16 protein-coding genes are annotated in these 23,869 nt (G+C 62.0%); 10 read left to right on the top strand and 6 right to left on the bottom strand.

Annotation, left to right across the window (positions count from 1 at the left end; genetic code table 11):
- Window positions 1-25 precede the first annotated feature (25 nt).
- On the top strand, window positions 26-511 hold the full coding sequence (locus tag ABHV46_RS12950; protein ID WP_438381773.1) for an RNA pyrophosphohydrolase: 486 nt from the start codon (window positions 26-28) through the stop codon (window positions 509-511).
- Window positions 512-532: 21 nt separating this feature from the next.
- Here ABHV46_RS12950 and ABHV46_RS12945 read toward each other — a convergent pair whose 3' ends face one another.
- The 3 genes from ABHV46_RS12945 to ABHV46_RS12935 all read right to left on the bottom strand — a co-directional run bounded on the left by ABHV46_RS12945 (window position 533) and on the right by ABHV46_RS12935 (window position 4,231).
- On the bottom strand, window positions 533-2,281 hold the full coding sequence (locus ABHV46_RS12945) for an ABC transporter ATP-binding protein (protein ID WP_438384400.1): 1,749 nt from the start codon (window positions 2,279-2,281) through the stop codon (window positions 533-535).
- Window positions 2,282-2,362: 81 nt separating this feature from the next.
- Complete coding sequence (locus ABHV46_RS12940; protein WP_438381771.1) at window positions 2,363-3,610, bottom strand: CCA tRNA nucleotidyltransferase; 1,248 nt, start codon at window positions 3,608-3,610, stop codon at window positions 2,363-2,365.
- Window positions 3,611-3,655: 45 nt separating this feature from the next.
- On the bottom strand, window positions 3,656-4,231 hold the full coding sequence (locus ABHV46_RS12935; protein ID WP_025840900.1) for a DUF1285 domain-containing protein: 576 nt from the start codon (window positions 4,229-4,231) through the stop codon (window positions 3,656-3,658).
- A gap of 157 nt (window positions 4,232-4,388) precedes the next feature.
- Here ABHV46_RS12935 and ABHV46_RS12930 point away from each other — a divergent pair, with 157 nt between their 5' ends.
- Genes ABHV46_RS12930 through ABHV46_RS12910 form a run of 5 tightly spaced genes read left to right on the top strand, consistent with a single transcriptional unit; the run spans window position 4,389 to window position 11,813 of the window.
- Window positions 4,389-5,402, top strand: a complete 1,014-nt coding sequence (locus ABHV46_RS12930) for an AAA family ATPase (RefSeq protein WP_438381770.1) — start codon at window positions 4,389-4,391, stop codon at window positions 5,400-5,402.
- 2 nt (window positions 5,403-5,404) lie between these two features.
- Window positions 5,405-6,331: a DUF58 domain-containing protein gene (locus ABHV46_RS12925; protein WP_438381769.1), complete on the top strand. Its 927-nt coding sequence runs from the start codon at window positions 5,405-5,407 to the stop codon at window positions 6,329-6,331.
- Window positions 6,328-9,078, top strand: a complete 2,751-nt coding sequence (locus ABHV46_RS12920; protein ID WP_438381767.1) for a DUF4159 domain-containing protein — start codon at window positions 6,328-6,330, stop codon at window positions 9,076-9,078. Before ABHV46_RS12925 ends, ABHV46_RS12920 begins: the two co-directional genes overlap by 4 nt.
- Entirely contained in the window at window positions 9,075-11,135 is a 2,061-nt protein-coding gene (locus ABHV46_RS12915; protein ID WP_438381766.1) for a VWA domain-containing protein, read from the top strand. Before ABHV46_RS12920 ends, ABHV46_RS12915 begins: the two co-directional genes overlap by 4 nt.
- Before the next feature lie 60 nt (window positions 11,136-11,195).
- On the top strand, window positions 11,196-11,813 hold the full coding sequence (locus ABHV46_RS12910) for an ankyrin repeat domain-containing protein (RefSeq protein ID WP_438381765.1): 618 nt from the start codon (window positions 11,196-11,198) through the stop codon (window positions 11,811-11,813).
- 200 nt (window positions 11,814-12,013) lie between these two features.
- Here the strand turns inward: ABHV46_RS12910 and ABHV46_RS12905 are convergent, their stop codons facing one another.
- The 3 genes from ABHV46_RS12905 to ABHV46_RS12895 form a co-directional block, all read right to left on the bottom strand.
- Window positions 12,014-13,102: a site-specific DNA-methyltransferase gene (locus tag ABHV46_RS12905; protein WP_336946639.1), complete on the bottom strand. Its 1,089-nt coding sequence runs from the start codon at window positions 13,100-13,102 to the stop codon at window positions 12,014-12,016.
- Window positions 13,102-13,743, bottom strand: a complete 642-nt coding sequence (locus ABHV46_RS12900; protein WP_438381764.1) for a ribonuclease HII — start codon at window positions 13,741-13,743, stop codon at window positions 13,102-13,104. The genes ABHV46_RS12905 and ABHV46_RS12900 overlap by 1 nt, the downstream gene beginning before the upstream one ends.
- A gap of 199 nt (window positions 13,744-13,942) precedes the next feature.
- The gene (locus ABHV46_RS12895) at window positions 13,943-14,236 is read right to left on the bottom strand and encodes a CsbD family protein (RefSeq protein WP_188426055.1); all 294 of its coding nucleotides are present in this window, start codon (window positions 14,234-14,236) and stop codon (window positions 13,943-13,945) included.
- Window positions 14,237-14,501: 265 nt separating this feature from the next.
- Between ABHV46_RS12895 and ABHV46_RS12890 the strand changes: the two genes are divergently transcribed.
- Genes ABHV46_RS12890 through ABHV46_RS12875 form a run of 4 tightly spaced genes read left to right on the top strand, consistent with a single transcriptional unit; the run spans window position 14,502 to window position 23,801 of the window.
- Window positions 14,502-15,803, top strand: coding sequence for an efflux RND transporter periplasmic adaptor subunit (locus tag ABHV46_RS12890; protein ID WP_438381763.1), 1,302 nt, complete (start codon window positions 14,502-14,504; stop codon window positions 15,801-15,803).
- An 8-nt stretch (window positions 15,804-15,811) separates the two neighbouring features.
- Window positions 15,812-18,991, top strand: a complete 3,180-nt coding sequence (locus ABHV46_RS12885) for an efflux RND transporter permease subunit (RefSeq protein ID WP_438381762.1) — start codon at window positions 15,812-15,814, stop codon at window positions 18,989-18,991.
- Window positions 18,988-22,266, top strand: coding sequence for an efflux RND transporter permease subunit (locus ABHV46_RS12880; protein ID WP_438381761.1), 3,279 nt, complete (start codon window positions 18,988-18,990; stop codon window positions 22,264-22,266). The genes ABHV46_RS12885 and ABHV46_RS12880 overlap by 4 nt, the downstream gene beginning before the upstream one ends.
- Complete coding sequence (locus tag ABHV46_RS12875; protein WP_438381760.1) at window positions 22,263-23,801, top strand: efflux transporter outer membrane subunit; 1,539 nt, start codon at window positions 22,263-22,265, stop codon at window positions 23,799-23,801. The genes ABHV46_RS12880 and ABHV46_RS12875 overlap by 4 nt, the downstream gene beginning before the upstream one ends.
- The last annotated feature ends 68 nt before the right edge of the window (window positions 23,802-23,869 follow it).

Here is a 23,869-nt window from a genome sequence, read left to right as displayed (position 1 = left end):
GCCGGTTCCTTATGGGCCTCACGCCATGATCGATCCCGAAACCCTTCCCTATCGTCCCAATGTCGGCATCATGCTGTTCAATCGCGAAGGTGCGCTTTTTCTGGCAAGACGCACCGATCTGAAGGATGTGTGGCAATGCCCGCAGGGCGGCATAGACGACAATGAGTCGCCCGAAGAAGCGGCTATCAGGGAATTGCGTGAAGAGACCGGGTTGCGCCATGCCACGCTGCTCGGCAGCTTTCCCGGCTGGCTTCCCTATGATCTGCCACCGCATCTGATCGGCAAGGCCCTGCACGGCAAGTATCGCGGCCAGACGCAGCGCTGGTTTGCCATGCGCATGACTGAAGTTGACAGCGCCATCGACCTGATGGGCGATGGTACCGAGCCTGCCGAATTCGACCGCTGGGAGTGGGTCGCGCCACAGGATGTCACGCGTTTCAATCTGGGCTTCAAACGCCCGCTTTACGAAAAGATCCTGCCCGTTCTCTCGGCACTCGCACCCGGTTTATAAGGGCGCGTTTCGCATCCCCTGCTAGGACGCGTCCTGCAGGGAATCCTCGGGTGCCTCCACGAGGTCGAGCGACTGGTTGCGCACGAGGCGGGCATAGAGCCCGCCCTGAGCCTGCAACTCCACATGGGTGCCGAGTTCGACCGCCATACCCTCGCTCATGACGATGATCAGATCCGCGCTTTTGACCGTCGAAAGGCGATGCGCCACGATGATGGTGGTGCGATCGCGCCTGAGATCGGCAAGCGTCTTCTGAACCTTGGCTTCGCTTTCTGAATCGAGCGCGCTCGTCGCCTCATCGAGTAGCAGCAGGCGCGGGTCGCGCAGCAAGGCACGGGCCAGAGCCACACGCTGGCGCTGTCCGCCGGAGAGGCGCTGTCCGCCCGGCCCGACACGCGTATCGAGCCCCTGAGGCAGGGTATCGGCAAAATCGACGGCAGCGGCGAGTGCCGCCGCCTCGACCTCGGCGCGGCTCGCATTCGGGCGACCGATACGGATATTTTCCAGCACCGACATATCGAAAAGCGTGGTGTCCTGGCTGACATAGGCAATGGCATCGCGCAGATCGGCGAGCCGCAGATCGCGCAGATCGACCCCGTCCAGCAATATTCCGCCGCCATTGACATCATGCAGGCGGGGGATGAGCGACAACGCCGTCGATTTACCCGCGCCCGACGGGCCGACAAGGGCCACGGTCCAGCCGGGACGCACATCGAAACTCAACCCGTTCAGGCCGATACGACCGTCGGGATAGGCAAAATGGGCATCCTGAAAGACCAGACGCCCATGACCCGACGGCAAAGCGCGCGCCTCTGCCCGCTCGGCGACAGCGGGCGGCTCGTCGATAATGGAAAAGACGCGCTCAAGCCCGCCAAGCCCTTCCTGAAGGGCGGCATTGAGGGAACCGAGCGACCGCAACGGGCGCGAAGCAGCGAAAAGCGCAGCAATGAAAGCCGTGAAATCGCCCAGCGTGGCGCCTCCCATGGCCGCACGCCATCCCGCAAAACCGAGAACGGCCGCTATGGCCGTGCCACCCAGCACTTCCAGCACCGGGTCGACGCGGGCGCGACCGCGGGAAATGCGCCAGAAGGCGTTGTGCAGCAGATCGAGCGAATGATCGATGCGCGTCGATTCACTGCCTTCCATGCGATAGACGCGCACCTGTCGCGCCAGAGCAAAACTCTCATTGAGCAGCGTCGCCGTCTCGCCGATCTGCTCCTGCATCCCGCCCGAGGCGCGACGCACGCGTTTGCCGAGCTTCTGGATCGGCACCGCAGCGATGGGATAAAGCACAAGCGCGATCAGGCTCAGTTCCCAGTCGGTGTAGATCATCGAGGCGACGAGCCCGACCACCGTCACGACATCGCCCAGCGCATTGACGGCACGGATCATGGCTTCGCGGATCGAGACCGCATCGGTGGTAAAACGCGCCGCCCATTGTGCCGGTGCTTCACGCTCGATACGGGCGATATCAGCAATCAGGGCATGGGCGAACATGCGCGACTGCAAACCGCGTATCACCACCAGAACCAGACCCTGCACGGAAAGTGTCTGACCGTACTGGCTGGCAGCCTTGAGCCCTGTCACCAGAACGACAAGGGCCGGGACCTGATAGAGAATGCGCGGGTCATGCACCGCGAACATGTCGACTGCGCGTTTGATCACGAGAGGGTACAGGGCCGTCAGGCCAGCGGTGAGAACCGTCAGTGCGACAACACCAGCCAGCCGACCGACATGCTGACGCACTTCCTCACGCCAGATACGCCAGAGCATCTGGCGACCCTGCGCCCCCTGAGGATCGATGCGGCGCAAAGGGGGCTGGCTTGCCTGCTGCGGTATTTTCATTCCTGCCGTTTACCGCTCAAGGTCCTGCGGGGAAAGGGGCAGACGGTTTTTGAGCTCTGACAGACAGGCCTTCCGATCGGGCAAACAGCCTCTGGCACGCCACCAGCTTGTCACCGCACCAATCAACAGGCCGATCTCCTTGCCCGCCGGAACGCCGAGCGCCATCACGTCACGCCCCGCAAGGGGAAAGACCGGCACGGCCATCGCTGCGAGCCGCGCTCTGAGCGTGTCCCAGCCCGATTGCTCCTGCGCGCCAGTATCGGCCTGAGCGGACCAGCTCCGGTCGATCAAGCTCTCTTTCGGATGACAGGAGAGAAGCTGACGCAGACGATCATCGCTCAGTTCGGGCGTGAGCCGCGCGGCCACGGGCGTGACGCCGCCGTCCTGATCGAACGATGTCAGGCGGTTTGCCGGGTTCATACGCGCCAGACGCTCGCTCTGCTTGCCGGACAGACGCAGTTTTCCTGCCAGATCGGGCGCATCGCTCAACAAGCCCAGACGCAGCAGACCGTCTTCTGGCAGGCCGTTATCGAGCGCCCGCGCAAGCCGGTCGAGGCGCGCATCAGGAACGATCGGCGCCAGAACACCAGCCCCCTTCATATGTGCGAGCGTGCGCACAAGATGCGGGCCGATCAGAATGCGCAGCATTTCACTCGCCAGTCTCTCGGCCGAGAGACCGGCAATCAGACCCGCACGGACATGAATGGCAGAGAGCGCCTCTGCATCGGGTACGGCGCTACCGAACCGCGCGTCGAAACGGAAGAACCGCAGGATACGCAGCGCGTCTTCCTCGATACGCTGAGCGGCATCGCCGACAAAGCGCAGGCGATGCGCCTTCAGATCGCCTTGCCCGCCGAAGTAATCATGAATCGTCCCATCGCGGTCGCAGAACAGGGCGTTGATAGTGAAATCGCGCCGGGCCGCGTCTTCCTGCCAGTCGGTCGTCCAGGCCACTTCGGCATGACGCCCGTCAGTCGTGACATCCCGGCGCAGCGTCGTGATCTCATAGGGCACACGCGCGATCACCGCTGTGATGGTGCCATGCGACAGCCCGGTGGGAATGGTCTTTACCCCGGCAGCTTCCAGCAGTGCCTGTACTTCTTCGGGCGGCTCGGGTGTCGCCAGATCGAGATCGTGCACTTCCTGCCCGCCAAGCAGAAGATCGCGCACGGAGCCGCCGACCAGACGAGCCTGAGGCAAGATCGACCAGAGGCGGTCAAGGCCGGAGCGGTCAGGCAGACGGTCGAGGATTGTCACATCGGATCCAGAGGGAGAGGAACAGGAGCAGCCCTGCATTCAGGGCTACGGCATGGGCGCGAGCGGAAAGAAGCAATCCTGGCTCCACACACCCATACAGGGCCGGCAGCCAACATGACCAGGCACAGCCAGAGCGACAAGCTCGTAATAAACCGGACGCGACAGCCGGGCGAGTATGGGCTTGTCGCCATCGCCGCGCCTGACCTGCACATAGGGAATCGCCGCGCACTCATCCGATGGCGGATGCTGCCAGTCGACGATCAGGGGATGGGCCGGACCGACGCAGAGCAATTCATCCATGTTGGTGCGCAGGCAAAGATTTTGCTGTCGACCGCAAATACCTCTGAAATCGAGCTCGCGCACGATGAACGGCGCATCCTCGACCTGGATCGTCCCGTGCTCGGTGGGCGTGCGCAGCCAGTATGTGCCGCCTGCGTCGCGTGTGAGCATGGAGCCGAAAAGGCAGAGCATTTCCTTGCGCCGCACCGGAGAGCCTCGATAGAGCCAGGTGCCGTCGCGCCTGATCAGAAAAGGCAGCACGCGCGGTTCTGCGGCCTCGGCCGCGGCTCCGGCGCGACTCTCTGCACCGGCACGATACGCAGCCTCATGCCTGACCTGCATCTCTGCGCAATCCGATGTTACTGCGCAGTCTGACGTCCGTTTTGCCACTCCGTCCTTCAACGCTCTCTCCGCTTGCGGTCCAAAAATCTCGTCTCCTGCTGCAAGTTGGGTCGTCTTATGGCTTGATGAAACCCCCGGAGCTGTCAGATTGCCAAATATGAGCCAGAACGATCTCTCTTCCTTTTCCTCCGATAATCCTGCCGATCTCGCCATGGCCGCGCGTCTGACCGCGCAACTCGGCGCTGTCAGAGACGCGATCGGGCAGATTGTGCTCGGGCAGCGTGACGTCATCGACCGGCTTCTGGTCACCATTCTCTCTGGTGGTCACGCGCTTTTGATCGGCGCTCCCGGCCTGGGCAAGACGCTGCTCGTCAGCACGGCGGCCCATGTGCTGGGCCTCGACACGCGGCGCGTGCAGTTCACCCCCGATCTGATGCCCTCCGACATCACGGGCAGCGATATTCTCGACGAGGATGAAAACGGCCGTCGCTTCTTCCGCTTCGTGAAGGGGCCGATCTTCACCCAGCTTCTTCTGGCCGATGAAATCAACCGCGCCAGCCCACGCACACAATCCGCCCTGCTTCAGGCCATGCAGGAATATGAGGTGGCCCAGGCTGGCACCAACCACAAACTGCCCCGCCCCTTCCATGTTCTGGCAACGCAGAATCCGATCGAGCAGGAAGGCACCTATCCGCTGCCGGAAGCCCAGCTCGACCGCTTCATGCTGCGTATCGTCCTGACCTTCCCCGAGCGCGATGCCGAGCGTGACATGCTCTTGCAGACGACAGGCGCCCTCACGGCCGAAGCACCCGTCCTGCTTTCGGCACGCAGCCTGATCGAGGCACAGGCGCTCGTTCGCCGTCTGCCCGTGGGCGAGAAAGTGCTCGACGCCATCCTTACCCTCGTGCGCGGCCTGCGCCCCGAGACCGCCTACAGGCCCGATCTGGCTGGTTCTCTGCTTTATGGCCCCGGACCGCGTGCGGCGCAGGCGCTGATGCTGAGCTGCCGCGCCCAGGCCCTGCTCGACGGAAGGCTGACGCCAAGCCTCGACGATGTGGCTGAGCTGGCCGAACCCGTACTCGCCCATCGTATGGCGCTAAGCTTTTCGGCTCGTGCCTCGGGGCTCAAGGTCGAAGAGCTGATCGCCAAGGCTGTCGAGGCGCTTCTCTGACCGTGCGCGGTATCTTCGGGAGGTGGGGGCGCCAGAAAGACGCCGCTGCCGCATCGTCACACCGTGCGCCACCGATCACGCCGGAGGCGGAGGCTTTGCTTCCCCCTCTGGTGATCGAGGCAGAGCGCATCGGGCGGCAGATACGCGCGGGCGTGCACCATCAGCATCGTGCCGGTGCCGGTGAGGATTTCTGGCAGTATCGCCCCGCCCATAACCACGAGCCCGCCCACCGGATCGACTGGCGCCAATCGGCGCGCAGCGACCAGCTCTGGGTGCGCGAGCGTGAGGCCGAAGGTGCTCAGCAACTCACCCTGTGGTGCGACCCCTCGCCCTCGATGGACTGGCAGTCACGCCCCGATCTGCCGCGCAAGAAAGCGCAGGCACAGCTTGCCACGCTGGCGCTGGCTGCGGCGGCGCTGCATGGCGGCGAGCGCGTTGCCCTGCTCAACGGGCCGGAACAGGGACGTTCGGTCAGCAGTCCGCATGCGCTGCCCCGTCTCGCCCAGAACCTCGTTCTCGGCCCGTCTGTCGCCCTGCCTTCTCTGGATACGTTGCGCCCCTATGGTCAGCTCATTCTTGTGAGCGATTTCCTGATCGCACCCGAAGCCATGGAAAAACTGCTGGCCGACGTCGCTGCACGCCCTGCGCGCACCGAGCTGTTCTGCGTGCTCGACCCGGCAGAGCGCAGCCTGCCTTACGTAGGGCGCATTGCCTTCGACAGTCTCGAGGCGGAGGGGGCTCTGACGCTCCCCGCCGTCGAGACCCTCGCTGACTCTTATGAGCGCGAAATGCGCGCCCATCTCGACCGGCTCGCCCATATGGCCGAAGCGCATCGGGCGGGCTTTACGCTGCATCACACCGATCAACCCCTGTTGCCTGCCCTGCTCGCGCTTTATGCGCGTCTCACAGGGGGGCGTCTGCACGCATGATCTTTCTTACCCCCCTTGCGCTGATCGGGCTGGTCGCCCTTCCCGTCATCTACTGGCTGGTCAAGGCGACCCCGCCGCCACCGAAAGAGCAGGCTTATCCCTCTCTGCAGATTCTGCGCCGCCTGAGACCGGGGCAGGCCGACACGGCGCGCTCGCCGCTCTGGCTACTCATTCTGCGTCTGCTCGCCGTCGCTCTCCTAGTGCTTGGCTTGTCCCAGCCTGTCTGGCTAGGGCGCGATCTGAGCCTGAAGCCGTCTCAGGATCTGGTGCTGGTTCTGGATAATGGCTGGGCGGCGGTACCGCATTGGCAGGAGCGCCTGCGTGCGGCGCGCAGCCTCGCCGAAAGACGGTTCCGCGCCGGGCATGAGGTCACCCTGCTTCTGAGCGCGCCGGATGCCGATGGCAGCATGGCAGCGCCATTCACCACACATGACCGCGCCCGTTTCGAAGAGCGTCTTCTGGCGCTTGTGCCGCATTCCTGGCCTGCTGACCGGGAGCAGAGCGCGAAGCAGATCGAGGCACTTCGAGAACACGCTACGCAGGGTAGCACACGCGATATCGTGCTGCTTTCGGACGGAGTTGCGACCGCTGCCGACCCGGCTTTCGCCTCAGCCCTGCATGGCTCGGGCAGTCAGGTAAGCGACATGCGCTGGCCTGGCTGCGACACGATACTGCTCTCGGCCCGTCAGGGCGATAACGGGTTGCTGACCGCCTCACTCAGCGCCCTTCCCTGCGCGCCGCGGGCCCTCACGCTGCGCGTACGCGATGAAAACGGCGGCACGCTCGGCATTTTCCCTCTCGCTGAAAACGGCGCGAAGCCTACCGATCTGCCACTGCCCCCTCTGTTGCGCAATCGCGCCAGCCGGATCATGCTCGAAAGCGAGTCTTCGCCTCTACCCGGCCCTTCCGCATTATTTCTCCTCGATGCGGGTGAGCGCCGACACCCGGTCGGCCTCCTGACCCCCGGCACGCAGGATACCCCCTTGACGGGCCAGGGCTTTTTTCTGGCTCAGGCCATTGAAGGCGTCGGCGAGCTTCATCGCGGCACGGTGCCCGATCTGCTGAAGCAGAAGCTCTCTGTTCTCGTCGCGACCGATGGCACGCTTGCCGATGACGATACCCGCAAACGCGTTGCCGAGTGGGTGCGCCATGGCGGCGTGCTGATCCGTTTCGCAGGGCCGGTTCTCGCTTCGGACTCGAATGCGTCATCGCCCGACAAGGCTAAAACCCTGCTGCCTGTTCCGCTGATGGGCGGCATGCGTCAGCTCGGCGGCCCCATGTCCTGGGGTAAGCCGCAGGTGCTCTCGGCCTTTGCTGAGCATTCGCCATTCGACGGTCTGGCCCTGCCGAAGGAAGTGACCGTTACCCGTCAGGTTCTGGCCCAGCCGACACCCGATCTGGGCGACCATGTCTGGGCGAGGCTGAGCGATGGCACACCGCTGGTGACGGCAAGTGCCTTGGGTCAGGGTGAACTCGTGCTGTTTCATGTAACCGGCACCGCCGACTGGTCCAGCCTGCCGCTTTCCGGGCTTTTCCCCGCTATGCTTGAGCGACTGGTTCAGCGCTCTGTCGGTCAGAAAGATCAGCCGGAACTGCGTCAGCTCGTTCCCTTCACCATGCTCGACGCGCATGGGCAGCTTGTTGCCCCGCCCGAAGCCGCGCGCCCGCTATCGGCTGAGGCCTTTGCGACAACCAGACCTAATGTTCAGCATCCCCCCGGCTTTTATGGGCCGCGTCTGGCGCGCCGCGCGTTCAATCTCGGCGACCATCTGCCCGCCATCGCGCCGGAGAGCCTGATGGGGTCTGCGCTGACGCCCGACCATCTCTCGCCCGATCGCGCGCTCGCGCCCTATCTGCTCGGCGCGGCGCTGCTCCTGCTTTTGGCCGATTTCCTCGTCGCGCTCTGGCTGCGCGGGATGCTCGGTCGGCTGGCAGTGCTCTGCCTTCTGGTCGCGGCGCCGATGCTCATGGCACCGCCTTGCGCTCTGGCTCAGGAAGACGACGAGGCGCCCAAAGCGCAAGCGGTGACCCATGGCGCCGTGCCGGGTGCCGCGCTCGAAACCCGCCTTGGCTATGTGCTGACGGGTCACGACGATATCGATGAGGCATCGCGCGAGGGGCTTCAGGGTCTATCTAACTACGCGTCCGATCGGTCCTCTGCCGTTATGGGCCATCCCGATGGCGTCACGCCCGGCAAGGACGATCTGGCCTACTACCCCCTGCTCTACTGGCCAATCACCGAAGACGTGCAGGAAGATCCAAAACGCGCTGCCGCGCTGAACAGCTTCATGGCCCATGGTGGCATTCTGATGCTCGACACGCAGGGAGTCGGCTCCGAACTCTCGACGCAGGATGCGGGCCAGACACGCTCGGCGCTCAAGAGGGCGACTGCGGGACTCGTCGTGCCGCCGCTCAGCAAGCTCGACGATCATCATGTTCTGGCCCACAGCTTTTACCTGCTTCACGATTTTCCCGGTCGCGTGCAGGGCCTGCCCGTATGGGTGGCGCGAAGCGGCGATGACAGCAATGACGATGTCAGCCCCATCATCATCGGAGCGGGCGACTGGGCCCATGCCTGGGCCATGGATGCCCAGGGCAACACACCCTACGCCGTCATTCCGGGCGGTGACGACCAGCGCACCCAGGCCTATCGCTTTGGCGTCAATCTGCTGCTCTACGCCCTGACCGGCAATTACAAGGCCGATCAGATGCGTGTCCCCGAACTCCTGAAGAGGATGGAACAATGATCCATCTCACCTTCATGCCTCTCATCCCTGTCTGGCTGCTTGCTCTGGCCGCCGGGCTGGCCGCGCTTATCGGTGTCTATGCGCTGCTACGCCGCGTGCCGGGCAGTCTGGCGCGCATCCTGGCCTTGCTGCTGCTCGTCTTCTGGCTGGCAGGACCGCGCCTGAACCGCCCGTTCTATGAGCCTGCGCCGCAGGACGTGCTGCTGGTGGTCGATCACTCGCCCTCAATGGCGCTGCGTAACCGCCTCGACAGCGCCGAAAAAGCGGCCGCGCGCCTTCAGGAAGAAGCTCGTGCCATACCGGGCCTGACCTTGCATACCATCACCGTTCAGGGCGGCGAGGGTCATGGCACGCGTCTTTTCGATGCCATCGATCAGGGAGACCTCCCCCCTGGCCGGTTCAGCGGCGCCATTCTGCTGACCGATGGCATGGTGCATGACGCCCCCGCCTCCTTGCCCGCACTCTTCAGGCGCGACGGCGCGACCCTGCCGTTGCATGTCCTGCTGACGGGCAAGGGTGAGGAGACGGATCGCAGGTTGCGCATTCTTCAGGCACCGCCTTATGCGCTCGTCGGCAAGGACGCGACCTTGCGCGCGGTGGTGGATGATCTCGGCGCCACCGGGAAACAGCCGGTCACGCTTACCCTGCGTCAGGGAGACGAGCCGCCACGGCAGATTCCTGCCCTGTCGGGTGAGCCGCTCGACCTGACGGTGCCGATCAAGCATCCCGGTGAAACACTGATCACGCTCTCTGCTGCCCCTCTCTCAGGTGAGGTCAGCCCACGCAATAACAGCGCCATCGTCCGCATCAATGGTGTGCGCGACAGGCTCAAGGTGCTGCTGGTCTCGGGAACGCCCAATCAGGGCGAGCGTGTCTGGCGCCGTCTGCTCAAGGCCGACCCTTCGGTCGATCTCGTGCATTTCACCATTTTGCGTCCACCCGACAAGGATGACGGCACCCCGCTTTCGGACCTCGCCCTCATTCCGTTTCCGATCAAGGAGCTGTTTCAGGACAGGATCAAGCAATTCGATCTGATCATTCTCGATGGCTTCCATAACGCCGGAATCCTCCCGCAGGATTATCTCGCCAATATCGCCGATTACGTGCGTGAGGGAGGTGGCCTGCTGCTGACTGCTGGGCCGGAATTCACGCAGGACGGCACGCTTCAGGATACGCCTCTGGCCGATATTCTGCCTGCTCATGTGCCCTCTACGGGTGTGATCAACGAGCGTTTCGTGCCGCAACTCACCGAATCGGGCAAACGTCACCCCGTGACAGCCGGTCTGCCCCAGCCATGGGGACCGTGGTATCGCGGGCTCGCCTCGGATTCGCTCCATGGCACGTCCCTTCTGAGCGGGCCCGAGAACCAGCCGCTTCTGGTGCTCGATACCGTGCGCAAGGGGCGCGTGGCGCTGCTTTTATCCGATCAGCTCTGGCTCTGGTCACGTGGCGAAGGCGGCGGCGGCCCTCAGGCCGAGTTGCTCAAGCGCCTGTCGCACTGGCTGATGAAAGAGCCCGATCTGGAAGAAAACCAGCTTCGGGCCTCGATCAGGGAAAACAGCCTGCATATCGAGCGCCATAGCGATTCGACCCGCCTGACCGCCCCAGCCAGCCTGACCGCGCCCGATGGCAAGATCACCTCCGTGATGCTCAAACCTGCGGAAAATGGCGTATTCACCGCCAGCATTCCGACCAATGGTCAGGACGGGCTTTGGGTCGTGCGACAGGACGGTCTTACCGCTGTCGCTGCTCAGGCAACGCGCAACCCGCTCGAAGATGCCGATCTGCGTGCTACAGCGACCATTCTGTCGCCTCTGGCCACTCAGAGCCACGGGGCTACGCTCTGGCTGGGCGAGAAAACCGCAACGCCCCAGATCAGGCAGGTCATCTCTGGCGCACTAACGGGTTCGGGCTGGATCGGCTTTCCGCGCCAGCTTGTGCCGGTTGCGTCTTCGAGCCGCCTGACCGAACTCTGTCCGTCCTGGCTTGCCCTGTGCGGCACGCTGGTCCTTCTCTTTATCGGCTGGTGGCGCGAAGGGCGGCTTCGCCGCCGATAGGGAGTCGCCAGCCCCGTAACGATCGCCTATAGTCTGCCCATGCGCCACTCGAGACGTCACATGAATGTCAAACGACTCTTTCCTCTGATGCTGACGACGGCTCTAGCCGCGTCGCCCGTATTCTTCATTCCGTGGCATGCCGCGCATGCGCAGTCTGCCGACGATGCGGAAGCGGAGCAGGAAGCCGAAGAGGCGCAGAAGAAAGCCGAAGCCCGTCGCGCCGCCAAGGCTGCGGCACCGCCATCGGCTCTCCCCGGTGCAGACTCTCAGGAATCGGATGCGGGACACGCCAATGTCGACCTCAATCCGACAGAGGCGCTGTTCGATGCCATCAATCGTGGTTCGCTGAACGCTGCCAAGGAAGCCCTAAATCGCGGCGCGGACATGAACGCCAAGAACATTCTGTTCCAGACACCGCTCGACATGGCCATCGACCTGAACCGCAAGGACATCATGTTCCTGCTTCTGTCGATGCGTAACTATGGCGATAGCGGCTTTGCCACTGAAACCACCCATTCCCAGATCGACACCGATTCCAAGGGTAATGGCCATCTCACCATCAAGGGCAAGGGCCGTAAAGGCGCCTCGGCCATGGCTGTCGCCACCAAATCGCGTTTCGACGTATCCGGCGGTCAACCCCAGCCCGCTATCGGGTTCCTCGGTTTCGGCGGGCGCTGAGCGCCCTTCCGAACCGATTGAGGCCACGGGGCTCTGCCCCGTCCCCCCGGAAAGGGGCGCACCCCTTTCATTCCCCATTTCAATTCAAAAGGGTTTGCAAAGGGCGACTGACCTTTGCCGGGGCGTGGGGCAGAGCCCCGCATAGACCTAGCGTCAACATGAGCAACCTCGCCCATGGGCACGCTCCACGGGACGCTGCTTCAGCCTACGTTGCGAAGAGGCGCCTGGGCGTGCTCGGTGCGCAGGATATCGATTTGCAATACCTCGCCCTGACGCTCGAAATACCAGAATGTCCAGCCATTGCAGGAGGGTGCGTTGGTCAGAAGCGCGCCCATCTTATGGATGGAGCCGCGATGAGCGCCGGAAACGAGACTGCCATCGGGCATGACAGTGGCGCTGAGGCGTCGCTGGCGATCGAACAGTTCAGTACCGGCGGGAAGCGCGCCCTGCTCGACAAAACTGCCGAACGGGATACGCGGCAATTCGCGCTTGGCGGGGGTGATGGCGAGCTGATCGTCCGGCAGGCGCGTTTCGGCCTCGACGCGGGCGCGAGCTGCCTCGATATAATCGGGATGACGCTCAATGCCGATAAAGCGTCTGCCCAAACGCTTGGCCATGGCGGCGGTGGTGCCGCTGCCTGAGAAAGGATCGAGCACGATGTCATCGACGACGGTCGACGCTATCAACACGCGGTGAAGCAGGCTTTCCGGCTTCTGGGTCGGGTGCAGCTTGAGACCATGGGCGTTACGCAGGCGCTCATTGCCCGTGCAGAGCGGCAGATACCAGTCGCTGCGCATCTGCATATCGTCATTGAGGGCCTTCATGGCCTGATAATTGAAGCGATATTTGCTCTCGGGACCACGTGCGGCCCAGATCAGCGTTTCATGCGCGTTGGTGAAGCGACGACCACGGAAATTTGGCATCGGATTGGCCTTGCGCCAGACGATATCGTTCAGGATCCAGAAGCCGAGATCCTGCATGATGGCACCGAGACGAAAGACGTTATGATACGAACCGATCACCCAGATCGTGCCGTCCTTGGTCAGAAGGCGGCGGGCCTCGGCCAGCCATTCGCGGGTGAAATTGTCATAGGTCGCGTAATCGGCAAATTTGTCCCAGGCATCGTCAACACCATCGACAACGCTCTCATCGGGACGGCGCAACTCGCCACGAAGCTGCAGATTATAAGGCGGATCGGCGAAAATACAGTCGATACTGGCATCGGGCAGGCTGCGCATCGTGTCGATGCACTCACCGCACAGGATCTGATCGAGGGGAAAATCCTGCATTAGATAGCTCCGACCGGTTGGGCTGCGCATGCGAGATGGGCGCGTATGGGGGCGAATTCGCGCCGATGATGGGGGGTGACGCCGGCCAGTTTCAGGCCGGCCATGTGCAGGGCCGTGCCGTAGCCGGCATTTTTTTCCCAGCCATAGGCATTGTGGCGCTCGGCGAGGCGGGTCATGAGCCGGTCACGGGTAACCTTGGCGATGATAGAGGCACCGGCAATCGACAGGCTCTTGCGATCGCCACCGACCACGGCGACAGCGGGGCAGCCCAGATCGGGAAGACGGTTGCCATCAACGAGCGCGCAATCAGGAACGATGCCCAGATGCTGCAACGCACGCTGCATGGCGAGGTGGCAGGCCTTGCCGATATTGATCGCCTCGATTTCAGCAACCGATGCGGCGCCGAGCCCGACACGCACCGAAGGCGCCTGCATCAGGGCGGCAAAGGCAGCATCGCGCCGCTTTGCCGAAAGCTTTTTCGAATCATCGATCAGTGCAGCAAGAGCGGCAACCGGCGGCGTCAGAAAAAGCAGCGCAGCGGCGATGACCGGGCCAGCAAGAGGGCCGCGCCCGACCTCATCGAGACCCACAACGCTCTTGTCAGGTGCCCCATTGGCAGATTCGAGCGTGTAGTCTGGCATGAGCGGTCGCAAGATCCTTGACGAAGAAAAACAGGACGGACTGCCGAGTCGCACAGTCTTACGAATCGCTTTTGAATCACCCGAATCGCGCTGTAAACCCCCATGACGCGCCGATGAATCTTTTTTGTGCTGTCAATACGAAGAAAGGGGACCGCATCACTGCGATCCCCTTTCAGAAATACGGCCTTGTGGGGCGGTATTATTTCTTCTTGGAGCGACCGAAGAAAATCGCGCCAAGGATGGTGCCGACCAGAATGGCAACGCTGAGAGAAATCAGCGGGCGGTCCTGTACAAAGGCGGTTGCCTTTTCGAGCGTGGTCTCGGCATCATCGTAGAGATCGGCGAATTCCTGCTGGGCCATGCCGGAAAGCTGGTCGATCTTGCCTTCGGCCTGAAGCTTCGCGTCGCCCGTAAGGCCACCGGCGGCATCCTTCAGACGACCTTTGGCTTCGTCGAGCAGGCCTTCACCCTTATTTTCAACTGCATCGGCCATTGTCATAATCCTTTCACTAAACGGATACTGAAACATCCGTGACGATAAGAGCAACGACGCATAAGCAAAACGGTTTCGTTCGACCATAGGCAATATCGGTGTGCCATAATGCGATGCGACGTAACGCAGTGTGTTTTGAATTGTTTCGTCATTGAACTAGAATTTAGCTGACGTCATGATAGGGCGGCCTCAAATAACGTATGTCTCAGACACCAGATTGCGCATGTGACCGCTCCTGGATTTGGGTGATGGAAGACGAGAAGAGATGACTGACCAGACGGGCCCCGATCGGACCCAGCCTGCGCGCCATACTGCGCCCCATGCCTCAGCTTCGCCCGCACAGGGCAAGCCGCGCCGGAGGCGCCGCCTGTTTTTCGTGATTGGCGGAATAATCGTTCTGCTTCTTGCCGTCGCATTTCTGCGCCCGCATAGCGCAACCCATCACGCAGGCCGGGGTAGCCACAAGAGCGGCGCCAGCGCCCAGCGCAACGGCGATGCCAGCCCCGTTGCCGTCGCTGTGGTCAAGACCGGCGACATGCCTGAGATCCTGACCGAACTCGGCACGGTTGTGCCTATCACCAATGTCACGGTGCAGGCGCGCGTCAGCGGCTACATCATGAATGTGGCCTTCAAGGAAGGGCAGCACGTCAAAACGGGGGATGAACTCGTATTGATCGATCCGCGCCCCTATCAGGTAGCGCTTGAGCAGCAGCTCGGCACGCTCAAGCAGGATCAGGCACAGCTTGCCGATGCGCGTATCAATGCCGGTCGTTATGACAAGCTGATCAAGCAGAACTCGATTGCCGCCATGACTGCCATCGACGCGCAATACAAGGTGCAGCAGCTCGAAGGCACGGTGAAGCTCGATCAGGCCAATGTCGATAACGCCCGCCTGAATCTCTATTACTGCCATATCATCGCCCCCGTTGACGGGCGCGTGGGTATCCGTGCGGTGGATATGGGCAATTACTTCACGGCGGGACAGTCGGGGGGGCTTACCATTCTGACGCAGATGCAGCCCATTTCCGTCATCTTCACCCTGCCTCAGGACCAGTTGCCGCAGGTCATGGACCGCCTCCGCAAAGTGGGCGAGCTGCCTGTCGAAGCCTGGGACAGCGCCAATCTCAACAAGATCGCCAGCGGCACGGTCAAGGCCGTCGACAGCCAGATCGATACCGCCACCGGCACGGTGCGTATGCGCGCCATTTTCTCCAATGAGGACGAGCATCTCTTCCCGAACCAGTTCGTGAATGCCCGCCTGCTGGTCGACACCCTGCATGACGTGATCCTGCTCTCGTCCAACGCGCTGCAGACAGGGCCTGAAGGGCAATTCGTCTATGTGGTCAAGGATGACAACACGGTCGAGATGCGCAACGTCACGACCGGCATTGCCAGCAATGACGTGACCGTCATCAAGTCCGGGCTCAAGCTGGGCGAACGTGTGGTGACGGACGGTACCAACCATCTGCGGCCCGGCGCGAAAGTGAGCATCCCGGCCGATGATGCCAGCAAAAGCGACGGCAAGAGCGCAACACCTGCCGCTCCCGCCTCCAAGCCCGCGCAGTAAGCCCGCCCATGAACCCGTCACGCCTCTTTATCGATCGTCCGGTCGCAACCTCGCTGCTGATGCTGGCGATCATGCTGACCGGGTTTCTCGGCTATCACTTCCTGCCGATTTCGGCCCTGCCTCAGGTCGAATATCCGACAATCACGGTCTCGACCTTCTATCCGGGTGCTGGCCCGGATGTGATGGCCACCTCCGTCACGGCGCCGCTTGAGACGCAGCTCGGCCAGATGCCGGGGCTCGACCAGATGACCTCGCAGTCTTCCGGTGGGGCCTCTGTCATCACGCTGCGCTTCGGGCTCGACATGTCGATGGATATTGCCGAGCAGGAGGTGCAGGCGGCCATCAACCAGTCCAACTCGCTGCTGCCGACCGATCTCCCCGCCCCGCCGATCTATGCCAAGGTCAACCCGGCCGACACCCCCGTTCTGACCCTCGGCATCACCTCGCGCACCCTGCCGCTTACCGAAGTGCAGGATTTCGTGAATACGCGCCTGCAGCAGCGCGTCAGCCAGATTTCGGGCGTCGGCCTCGTCACCCTCTCGGGCGGCAATCGCAAGGCCATTCGCGTTCGGCTCAATATTCCAAAGCTGACCTCCTACGGCATCGCCATCGATACGGTCCGCACCACCATCGGCACGGTCAATATCAACTCGCCGACAGGCACGTTCGACGGACCGCATCGCTCGACCACGCTGCGCATTGACGGGCAGATCACCTCTGTCGATCAGTTGATGAACCAGATCATCGCCTATCAGAATAACGGCCCGATCCGTCTGCGCGATGTCGGCACCGTGGTTCAGGGGCCTGAGAACGATCAGCTTGCCGCCTGGTCGGACAAGACGCCGGCACTCATCCTGAACGTTCAGCGCCAGCCCGGCGCCAATGTGATCTCTGTGGTCGATAACGTGCTGGCCGTACTGCCCGAACTGCGCAAAACCCTGCCGCCCGGCATCGAGATCACCCCGCTGACTGACCGCACCACCACCATCCGTGCGTCGGTCTCGGATGTCGAATTCGAGCTGGCGATGGCCATGCTGCTCGTGGTGGCCGTGATTTTCGTCTTCCTGTTCAACGTGCCTGCCACGATTATTCCGAGCCTGAGCGTACCGCTCTCGCTTATCGGCACGCTGGCGGTGATGTATCTGCTCGATTTCTCGCTCGACAACCTTTCGCTGATGGCCCTGACCATCGCGACCGGCTTCGTGGTCGATGACGCCATCGTCGTGATCGAGAACATCGCGCGCTATATCGAGATGGGCGAAGATCGCTATACGGCGGCCGTGAAGGGCTCGCAGGAAATCGGCTTCACCATCATCTCGCTGACGGTCTCGCTGATTGCCGTGCTGATCCCGCTGCTGTTCATGAGCGATGTGGTGGGACGCCTGTTCCATGAATTTGCCATGACGCTGGCCATCACCATCGTGATCTCGGCCATCGTCTCCATCACCCTCGTGCCCATGATGTGCGCCCGCCTGCTGAGCGAGCGCCCGCATGATGCCGAGCATGGAACACGATTCCAGCGGCTGGCCGCCAAAGTGGGCAATGGCATCGACCGCGTGATCGCGGGCTATGCGCGCTGGCTCGATTTCGTGCTGCGTCACCAGACCGCCACGCTCATCGTGGCGCTTGGTACATTCGTGCTGACTTTCGTGCTGGCCATGGCCATTCCGAAAGGCTTCTTTCCCCGTCAGGATACGGGCGTGGTGCAGGGTATTACCGAAATGGCCCAGGCCATCTCGTTCGACAGCATGAAGAAGCATCAGGAAGCGGTGATTGCAGAGGTCCTGAAAGACCCGGACGTCGCCAGCGTGTCGAGCTTCGTCGGTGTCGATGGCCAGAACATGACGCTCAATGTCGGTCGTATGCTGATCAACCTCAAACCGCTGGAGCAGCGCACGAGCGGGCTGTCCGCCATTCTCAAGCGTCTGGCGGAAAATGGCAGCTCGACACCCGGCGCGCGTCTCTATCTGCAGCCGGTTCAGGATCTCTCGCTCGATTCCACCGTATCGGCCACGCAATACCAGTTCCTGCTCGAAAACCCCGATTACGAGACGTTCAAGATCTGGGTGCCGAAGCTCCTGACCGCGCTCCAGAGCGAACCCGCACTGGCGGATGTGACCTCCGACCTTCAGGCCGAAGGTCTTGTCGCGCATGTCAACCTCGATCGCACCAATGGCGCGCGTTATTCGATCACGCCGCAGACCATCGACAACCTGCTTTATGACAGCTACGGCCAGCGCCAGATTTCGACCATCTACACGCAGTCGAACCAGTATCGCGTCATTCTGGAAACCGAGCCGCGTTTCCAGCATGATCTGGCAAGCCTGAGCCAGCTCTATCTGCCCGGCATCTCGAGCGAGGCTGGCCAGAGCTCTTCTGGGCCGACCCGCCTGCCGACATCTGGCCTCGTGCCGCTGCATCAGGTCACGACCATCACCAAGGGTCTGGCGCCGCTGCTCATCACGCATTTCGGGCAGTTCCCGGCGACGACCATTTCGTTCAACGTGGCCGAAGGCTATTCGCTCGGCGCTGCAACGAACGCGATCGACGACGCCGCGTCCAGCATCGGGTTGCCGCCAGCTTTCCAGAGCGCGTTTCAGGGAACGGCAGCGGCCTTCCGCTCGTCGCTCGGCAACGAGCTATATCTGGTCATCGCAGCTCTGCTCGCGGTGTATATCGTGCTGGGTGTGCTCTATGAGAGCTTCATCCACCCCATCACCATTCTCTCCACCCTCCCCTCTGCCGCCATCGGCGCGCTTCTCGCGCTCTCGCTCTGCGGCATGGATCTCGATGTGATGGGCATTATCGGCATCGTGCTGCTGATCGGCATCGTGAAGAAAAACGCCATCATGATGATCGATTTCGCGCTGGAAGCCGAGCGTCTGGATGGGCTGGCACCGCTCGATGCCATTCGACGCGCCGCCCTGCTGCGTTTTCGCCCGATCCTCATGACCACACTGGCCGCGTTCTTCGGCGCGCTGCCGCTCGTGCTGGGCCAGGGTGTCGGTTCGGAACTGCGCCGTCCGCTGGGTGTCGCGATCGTGGGCGGACTGCTGCTGTCCCAGCTTCTGACCCTTTTCACCACACCGGTCATCTATCTGCTGATGGATCGCATCGCCGCAGCCACGCGTCGACGTTTCGGTATGCGCAGCATGTCGGAGCGCCTTGCTGAACAGGGCGGCGAGTGAACATCACCCGCCCCTTTATTCTGCGTCCGGTCGCGACCTCGCTCCTGACGGTCGCGATGCTGATCGCCGGTCTGCTGGCCTATACGATGCTGCCGGTGGCCGATCTGCCTAATGTGGATATGCCGGTGATCATGGTGCAGGCGCAGCAATCCGGTGGATCGCCCACCGAGATCGCCAGCACCATAGCGGCACCGCTCGAACGCCATCTGGGCGCCATTGCGGGACTGTCTGAAATGACCTCGCAATCGATGGTCAATCAGGCGCGTATCATTCTGCAATTCGATCTTTCGCGCGATATCAACGGCGCTGCACGCGATGTCGAGGCCGCCTTGCAGGCGGCGCGTGCCGATCTGCCCACCACGCTGCGCACCAATCCGAGCTATCAGAAGGCCAATCCGAATGGTGCGCCCATTCTGGTCATGGCGCTGACCTCACCGACCAAAACCCCGGCCAAGCTGTATGACGAGGCCACCAATGTGTTGCAGCAGCAGCTCAGCCAGGTTCAGGGCGTCGGCGAGGTCGAGGTTGGCGGCGGCGCGCTGCCTGCGGTGCGCGTCGAAGTCAATCCGCTTCTGCTTTACAAATACGGCATCGGTTTTGAAGACGTGCGGGCGTCTCTGGCCTCTGCCAATGCCAACACACCCAAGGGCTTCATCGATTCCAACGGGTTCCGCTTCACGCTCGCCACCAATGATCAGGCAGAAAAAGCCCAAGCCTATCGCGATCTGATCATCGCGTATCGTAATGCCCGCCCCGTGCGCCTGTCGAGCGTTGCAGAGATCAATGACAGCGTCGAAAATCTGCGCACCCTTGGCGTCTATAACGGCCAGCGCGCCGTCGTGGGGCTGGTCTTCGCGCAGGCGGGCGCGAATGTCGTCAAGACCACGGACGAGATCAAGGCGCGGTTGCCGCTCATCCGCGCCGCCCTGCCATCCGATATCGATCTGCACATTGCCGTCGACCGCTCTCTGACCATTCGCGCCGCTCTGGACGACACGAAGCTGACGCTCATTCTCGCCGTCGTGCTGGTGGTGCTTGTCGTGCTGGTCTTCCTGCAATCGGCACCGGCCATTCTCGTGCCCGCTATCGTTGTGCCCACCTCGATTATCGCTACTTTCGCGGTGATGAAGGTGATGGGCTATCAGCTCGACAACATGTCATTGATGGCACTCACCATCTCTACCGGCTTCGTCGTCGATGACGCCATCGTGGTGCTGGAAAATATCACGCGCTATCTCGAACAGGGCCTGTCGCCACTCAAGGCCGCTCTAACAGGGGCGGGTGAGGTGGCCTTTACGGTTGTTTCCATCACCCTGTCGCTGATCGCTGTTTTCGTGCCGATCATTCTGCTGGGTGGCATCGCCGGGCGTCTGTTCCACGAATTTGCCATGACCATCTCGATCACGCTGGTGATCTCGATGATCCTGTCACTGTCGCTCACTCCCATGATCTGCGCGCTTCTTCTCCGCCCGGCGAAAGAGCATCACAAGCGTGCCCGCATTGCGATCTTTCTCGACCGACAGATCACCCGCATCATCGATGGCTATGTGGTTTCGCTCGACTGGTCCTTGCGCCATCGCTGGCTGATGCTGCTCAGCCTGCCGCTGACGCTGTTCATCGCCGGGGCCCTGTTCGTGAAAATGCCCAAAGGGTTTTTTCCTGACGAGGACACGGGACTGATGATGGGGCACATCATCGGCGACCAGTCATCATCGTTCAGCCAGATGAGCGAGAAGACCTATGCGGTGGCGAAAACGGTCTCGAAAGACCGGGATGTGGCAGCGATCGTCGGGTTTCTGGGAGGACGACAGGCCAACCAGACCAATCTTTTCGCCTCGCTCAAGGATAAATCCGAGCGCAATGACACCGTGACGCAGACCATTGAGCGACTGGGTCATAAATTCAGCAGGATGGTCGGTGCCGAGATTTTCTTCATGGCGCCGGGTGCCGTGCGCGCTGGCGCGCGCGGGGGCAATGCGTCCTATCAATACGCGCTGCAAGGCCCCGACGCCGACGAGCTTTTTGCCCTGACGCCGAAAGTGGTCGAGGCTTTCCAGAAGCTGCCGGAACTGATGGATGTGTCTTCCGATCTCAGCGAGGGCGGCTCGGCCCTCGATGTGAAGATCAATCGCGATCTTTCCTCGCGCTTTCAGATCACGCCGCAGCTTGTCTCTAACATCCTGTTCGACGCCTATGGTCAGCGCGCGGCCTCGGTCATCTACAAGCCGATCAACCAGTATCGCGTGATCATGGAAGCAGCGCCCCGCTTCTGGAAAGATCCGACATCGCTCAACCAGGTCTGGATCAGCACCTCGGGCGGCACTGCCGCTGGCAGCGTGGCGACCAACCGTATTCGCGTGGTGACGACCAGCACGGACTCGACCAGCATTTCGACCGCCGATTCCAACTACCAGAACCAGATGGCCAATAGTCTGGCTGGGGGCAGCAACGCCTCATCGGGCTCTGCCGTGGCGACGAGCAGCGAGACCATGGTGCCGCTTTCACTCACCTCGCATATCCTGCCGGGCACAACGGCACTGAGCGTGAATCATCAGGGGCAGTCTGTCGCCACCACCATCTCGTTCAATCTGCGCCAGGGCGTATCGCTGGGTGACGCCGTGACCGCCATCAATGCCGCGCTGATCAAGCTGCATGTCCCTTCCGACATACAGGGCGGGTTTGCAGGCAATGCGGCCCTGTTCCAGAAATCGGTCAATGATGAGCCGCTTCTGATTCTCGCGGCGCTGGCGGCGGTCTATATCGTGCTGGGCGTGCTCTATGAGAGCCTGGTGCATCCCATCACCATTCTCTCCACCCTGCCCTCAGCTGGTGTCGGCGCCATTCTGGCCCTACAGATCTTTGGCGAGGAATTCTCGCTGATCGCCATGATCGGGGTGATTCTGCTAATCGGCATCGTCAAGAAAAACGCCATCATGCTGATCGATTTCGCCATGCAGGCGCAGCGCGAAGGCGCCACGCCGGAAGAGGCCATCCGCATGGCGAGCGCGCTGCGTTTCCGCCCCATCATCATGACCTCGCTCGCCGCAGCACTCGGGGCGGTTCCGTTGATCATTGCCAATGGTTATGGTGCAGAATTGCGCCGTCCCCTCGGCATTTCCATTCTCGGTGGTCTGGTGGTCAGCCAGGCCCTCACCCTCTACAGCACGCCCGCCGTTTTCTTGACGCTCGACGCCATGGGACGCGCGGTCAAACGTCGCCTTCAGTCACTCGTCATATTTTTCCGCCCGCGCCATCAGGATCAGATTCAAGGATGACTCCCTTTCCGTCCCGCTCAGCTCGACGCTTCAGCCTCCTTGCCGCATGTTGCATGCCCCTGCTTGCAGGCTGCTTCATGGTCGGTCCTGACTATCACCGCCCCCATGCCGTGATCTCGGCCAAGTTCAAGGAGGCGCCTACGCCTCCGCCGGGCTGGGGCGTGGCCCAGCCGCAGCTCGCCGAGGCTTCCAAAGGCGCATGGTGGGAGATCTATCACGACCCCCAGCTGAACTGGCTTGAATCGCAGGTCGCGATATCGAACCAGAACGTCAAGCAATACGAGGCACAGTATCGCAAGGCCGAAGCTACGATCGACTCGATTCGTGCCCAGCTTTTCCCGACGCTATCGGGCAATTTCAGCTTCAGTCGTAATGCACAGGGCAGCGGCTCGCGCAGTGCCAGTTCCGGCTCGGTTGTGAGCTATTCCACGACCACGACAGCCAACACGTGGAATACCGGCCCCTCTGCCTCTTGGACACTCGATGTGTGGGGTCGCATCCGCAGGCAGATCCAGCAGCAGGTAACCGCGACCCAGGCCAGCGCCGCCGATCTTGCCAACGCGCAGCTTTCCTATCAGTCGCAACTGGCCAACGCCTATTTCAACCTGCGCTATCAGGACAGCCTCAAAAAGCTCTATCTCGATAATGTCGGCTATTTCCAGCAGGCTCTGACCATTGTGCAAAACCAGGTCGATGCTGGCGTCACCGATCCCAGCTCGCTTTGGCAGGCTCGTTATCAGCTGCAACAAACCCAGGCCCAGGCCACGCAGGCCGGTGTCGCCCGCGCTCAATACGAGCACGCCATTGCCGTGCTGATCGGCCGGGCGCCTTCGGATCTGACAATTCCTGTCGGCGCACTGCCGCTGACGCTGCCGGCACCGCCTACGGCTGTCCCCTCGATCCTGTTGCAGCGCCGCCCCGATATCGCCGCGGCCGAGCGTAACATGGAAGGGTATAATGCCGAGATCGGCTATTATATCGCCGCCTTCTATCCCGAGATTTCGGTCAGTGCGTCTTATGGTTACAGCGGCAATCCGCTTCAGACACTGATTCAGGCAGCGACGCGCTTCTGGTCTCTCGGAGCCGCGTCAACAGAAACGCTGTTCAATGGTGGCGCCCGTACGGCAGCCGTGCGATCGGCCCGAGCCGATTACGACGCCTCGGTGGCAACCTATCGTCAGACCGTGCTGACGGCGCTTCAGGGCGTGGAGGATAATCTCTCCAATCTGCGTATTCTGGACGAGCAACTCACCCAGCAGGACGTCGCCGTAAAATCCGCTCAGGAAGCGGTGCGCGTCTCGATGAACGAATATATCGCGGGCACCCAGACCTATACGACGGTGCTCACCAGCCAGCAGAGCGCCCTGAATTATGAGGTGCAGGCGCTGGGCATCCACCAGAACATCACCACCTCGCATGTTGATCTGATCGTGGCCCTCGGAGGCGGCTGGAACGTGTCGCAGCTGCCAAGCAAGGCGTCGTTGCAGACGAATAATCCGCTTCTTCCCGAATTCCTGTCCAAGACAAAGCAGTAAAAGGCGCTCAGTGGCGCAAGTGCCTCAGGCACAAAAAAGGGGAAGGCCCAGCGGCCTTCCCCTTTTTT

Origin of the sequence: Asaia sp. BMEF1 (assembly GCF_051628905.1) — a bacterium.
Taxonomy (GTDB): Bacteria; Pseudomonadota; Alphaproteobacteria; order Acetobacterales; family Acetobacteraceae; genus Asaia.
This window is presented reverse-complemented; position numbering and strand designations above follow the sequence as displayed.

Coding starts and splice junctions, on each gene's coding strand:
- ABHV46_RS12920 (WP_438381767.1), top strand. CDS start 6,328: ATGATCTTTCTTACCCCCCTTGCGCTGATCGGGCTGGTCGCCCTTCCC.
- ABHV46_RS12875 (WP_438381760.1), top strand. CDS start 22,263: ATGACTCCCTTTCCGTCCCGCTCAGCTCGACGCTTCAGCCTCCTTGCC.
- ABHV46_RS12895 (WP_188426055.1), bottom strand. CDS start 14,236: ATGGCCGATGCAGTTGAAAATAAGGGTGAAGGCCTGCTCGACGAAGCC.
- ABHV46_RS12930 (WP_438381770.1), top strand. CDS start 4,389: ATGAGCCAGAACGATCTCTCTTCCTTTTCCTCCGATAATCCTGCCGAT.
- ABHV46_RS12910 (WP_438381765.1), top strand. CDS start 11,196: ATGAATGTCAAACGACTCTTTCCTCTGATGCTGACGACGGCTCTAGCC.
- ABHV46_RS12890 (WP_438381763.1), top strand. CDS start 14,502: ATGACTGACCAGACGGGCCCCGATCGGACCCAGCCTGCGCGCCATACT.
- ABHV46_RS12950 (WP_438381773.1), top strand. CDS start 26: ATGATCGATCCCGAAACCCTTCCCTATCGTCCCAATGTCGGCATCATG.
- ABHV46_RS12905 (WP_336946639.1), bottom strand. CDS start 13,102: ATGCAGGATTTTCCCCTCGATCAGATCCTGTGCGGTGAGTGCATCGAC.
- ABHV46_RS12885 (WP_438381762.1), top strand. CDS start 15,812: ATGAACCCGTCACGCCTCTTTATCGATCGTCCGGTCGCAACCTCGCTG.
- ABHV46_RS12935 (WP_025840900.1), bottom strand. CDS start 4,231: ATGCAGGTCAGGCATGAGGCTGCGTATCGTGCCGGTGCAGAGAGTCGC.
- ABHV46_RS12900 (WP_438381764.1), bottom strand. CDS start 13,743: ATGCCAGACTACACGCTCGAATCTGCCAATGGGGCACCTGACAAGAGC.
- ABHV46_RS12915 (WP_438381766.1), top strand. CDS start 9,075: ATGATCCATCTCACCTTCATGCCTCTCATCCCTGTCTGGCTGCTTGCT.
- ABHV46_RS12945 (WP_438384400.1), bottom strand. CDS start 2,281: ATGCTCTGGCGTATCTGGCGTGAGGAAGTGCGTCAGCATGTCGGTCGG.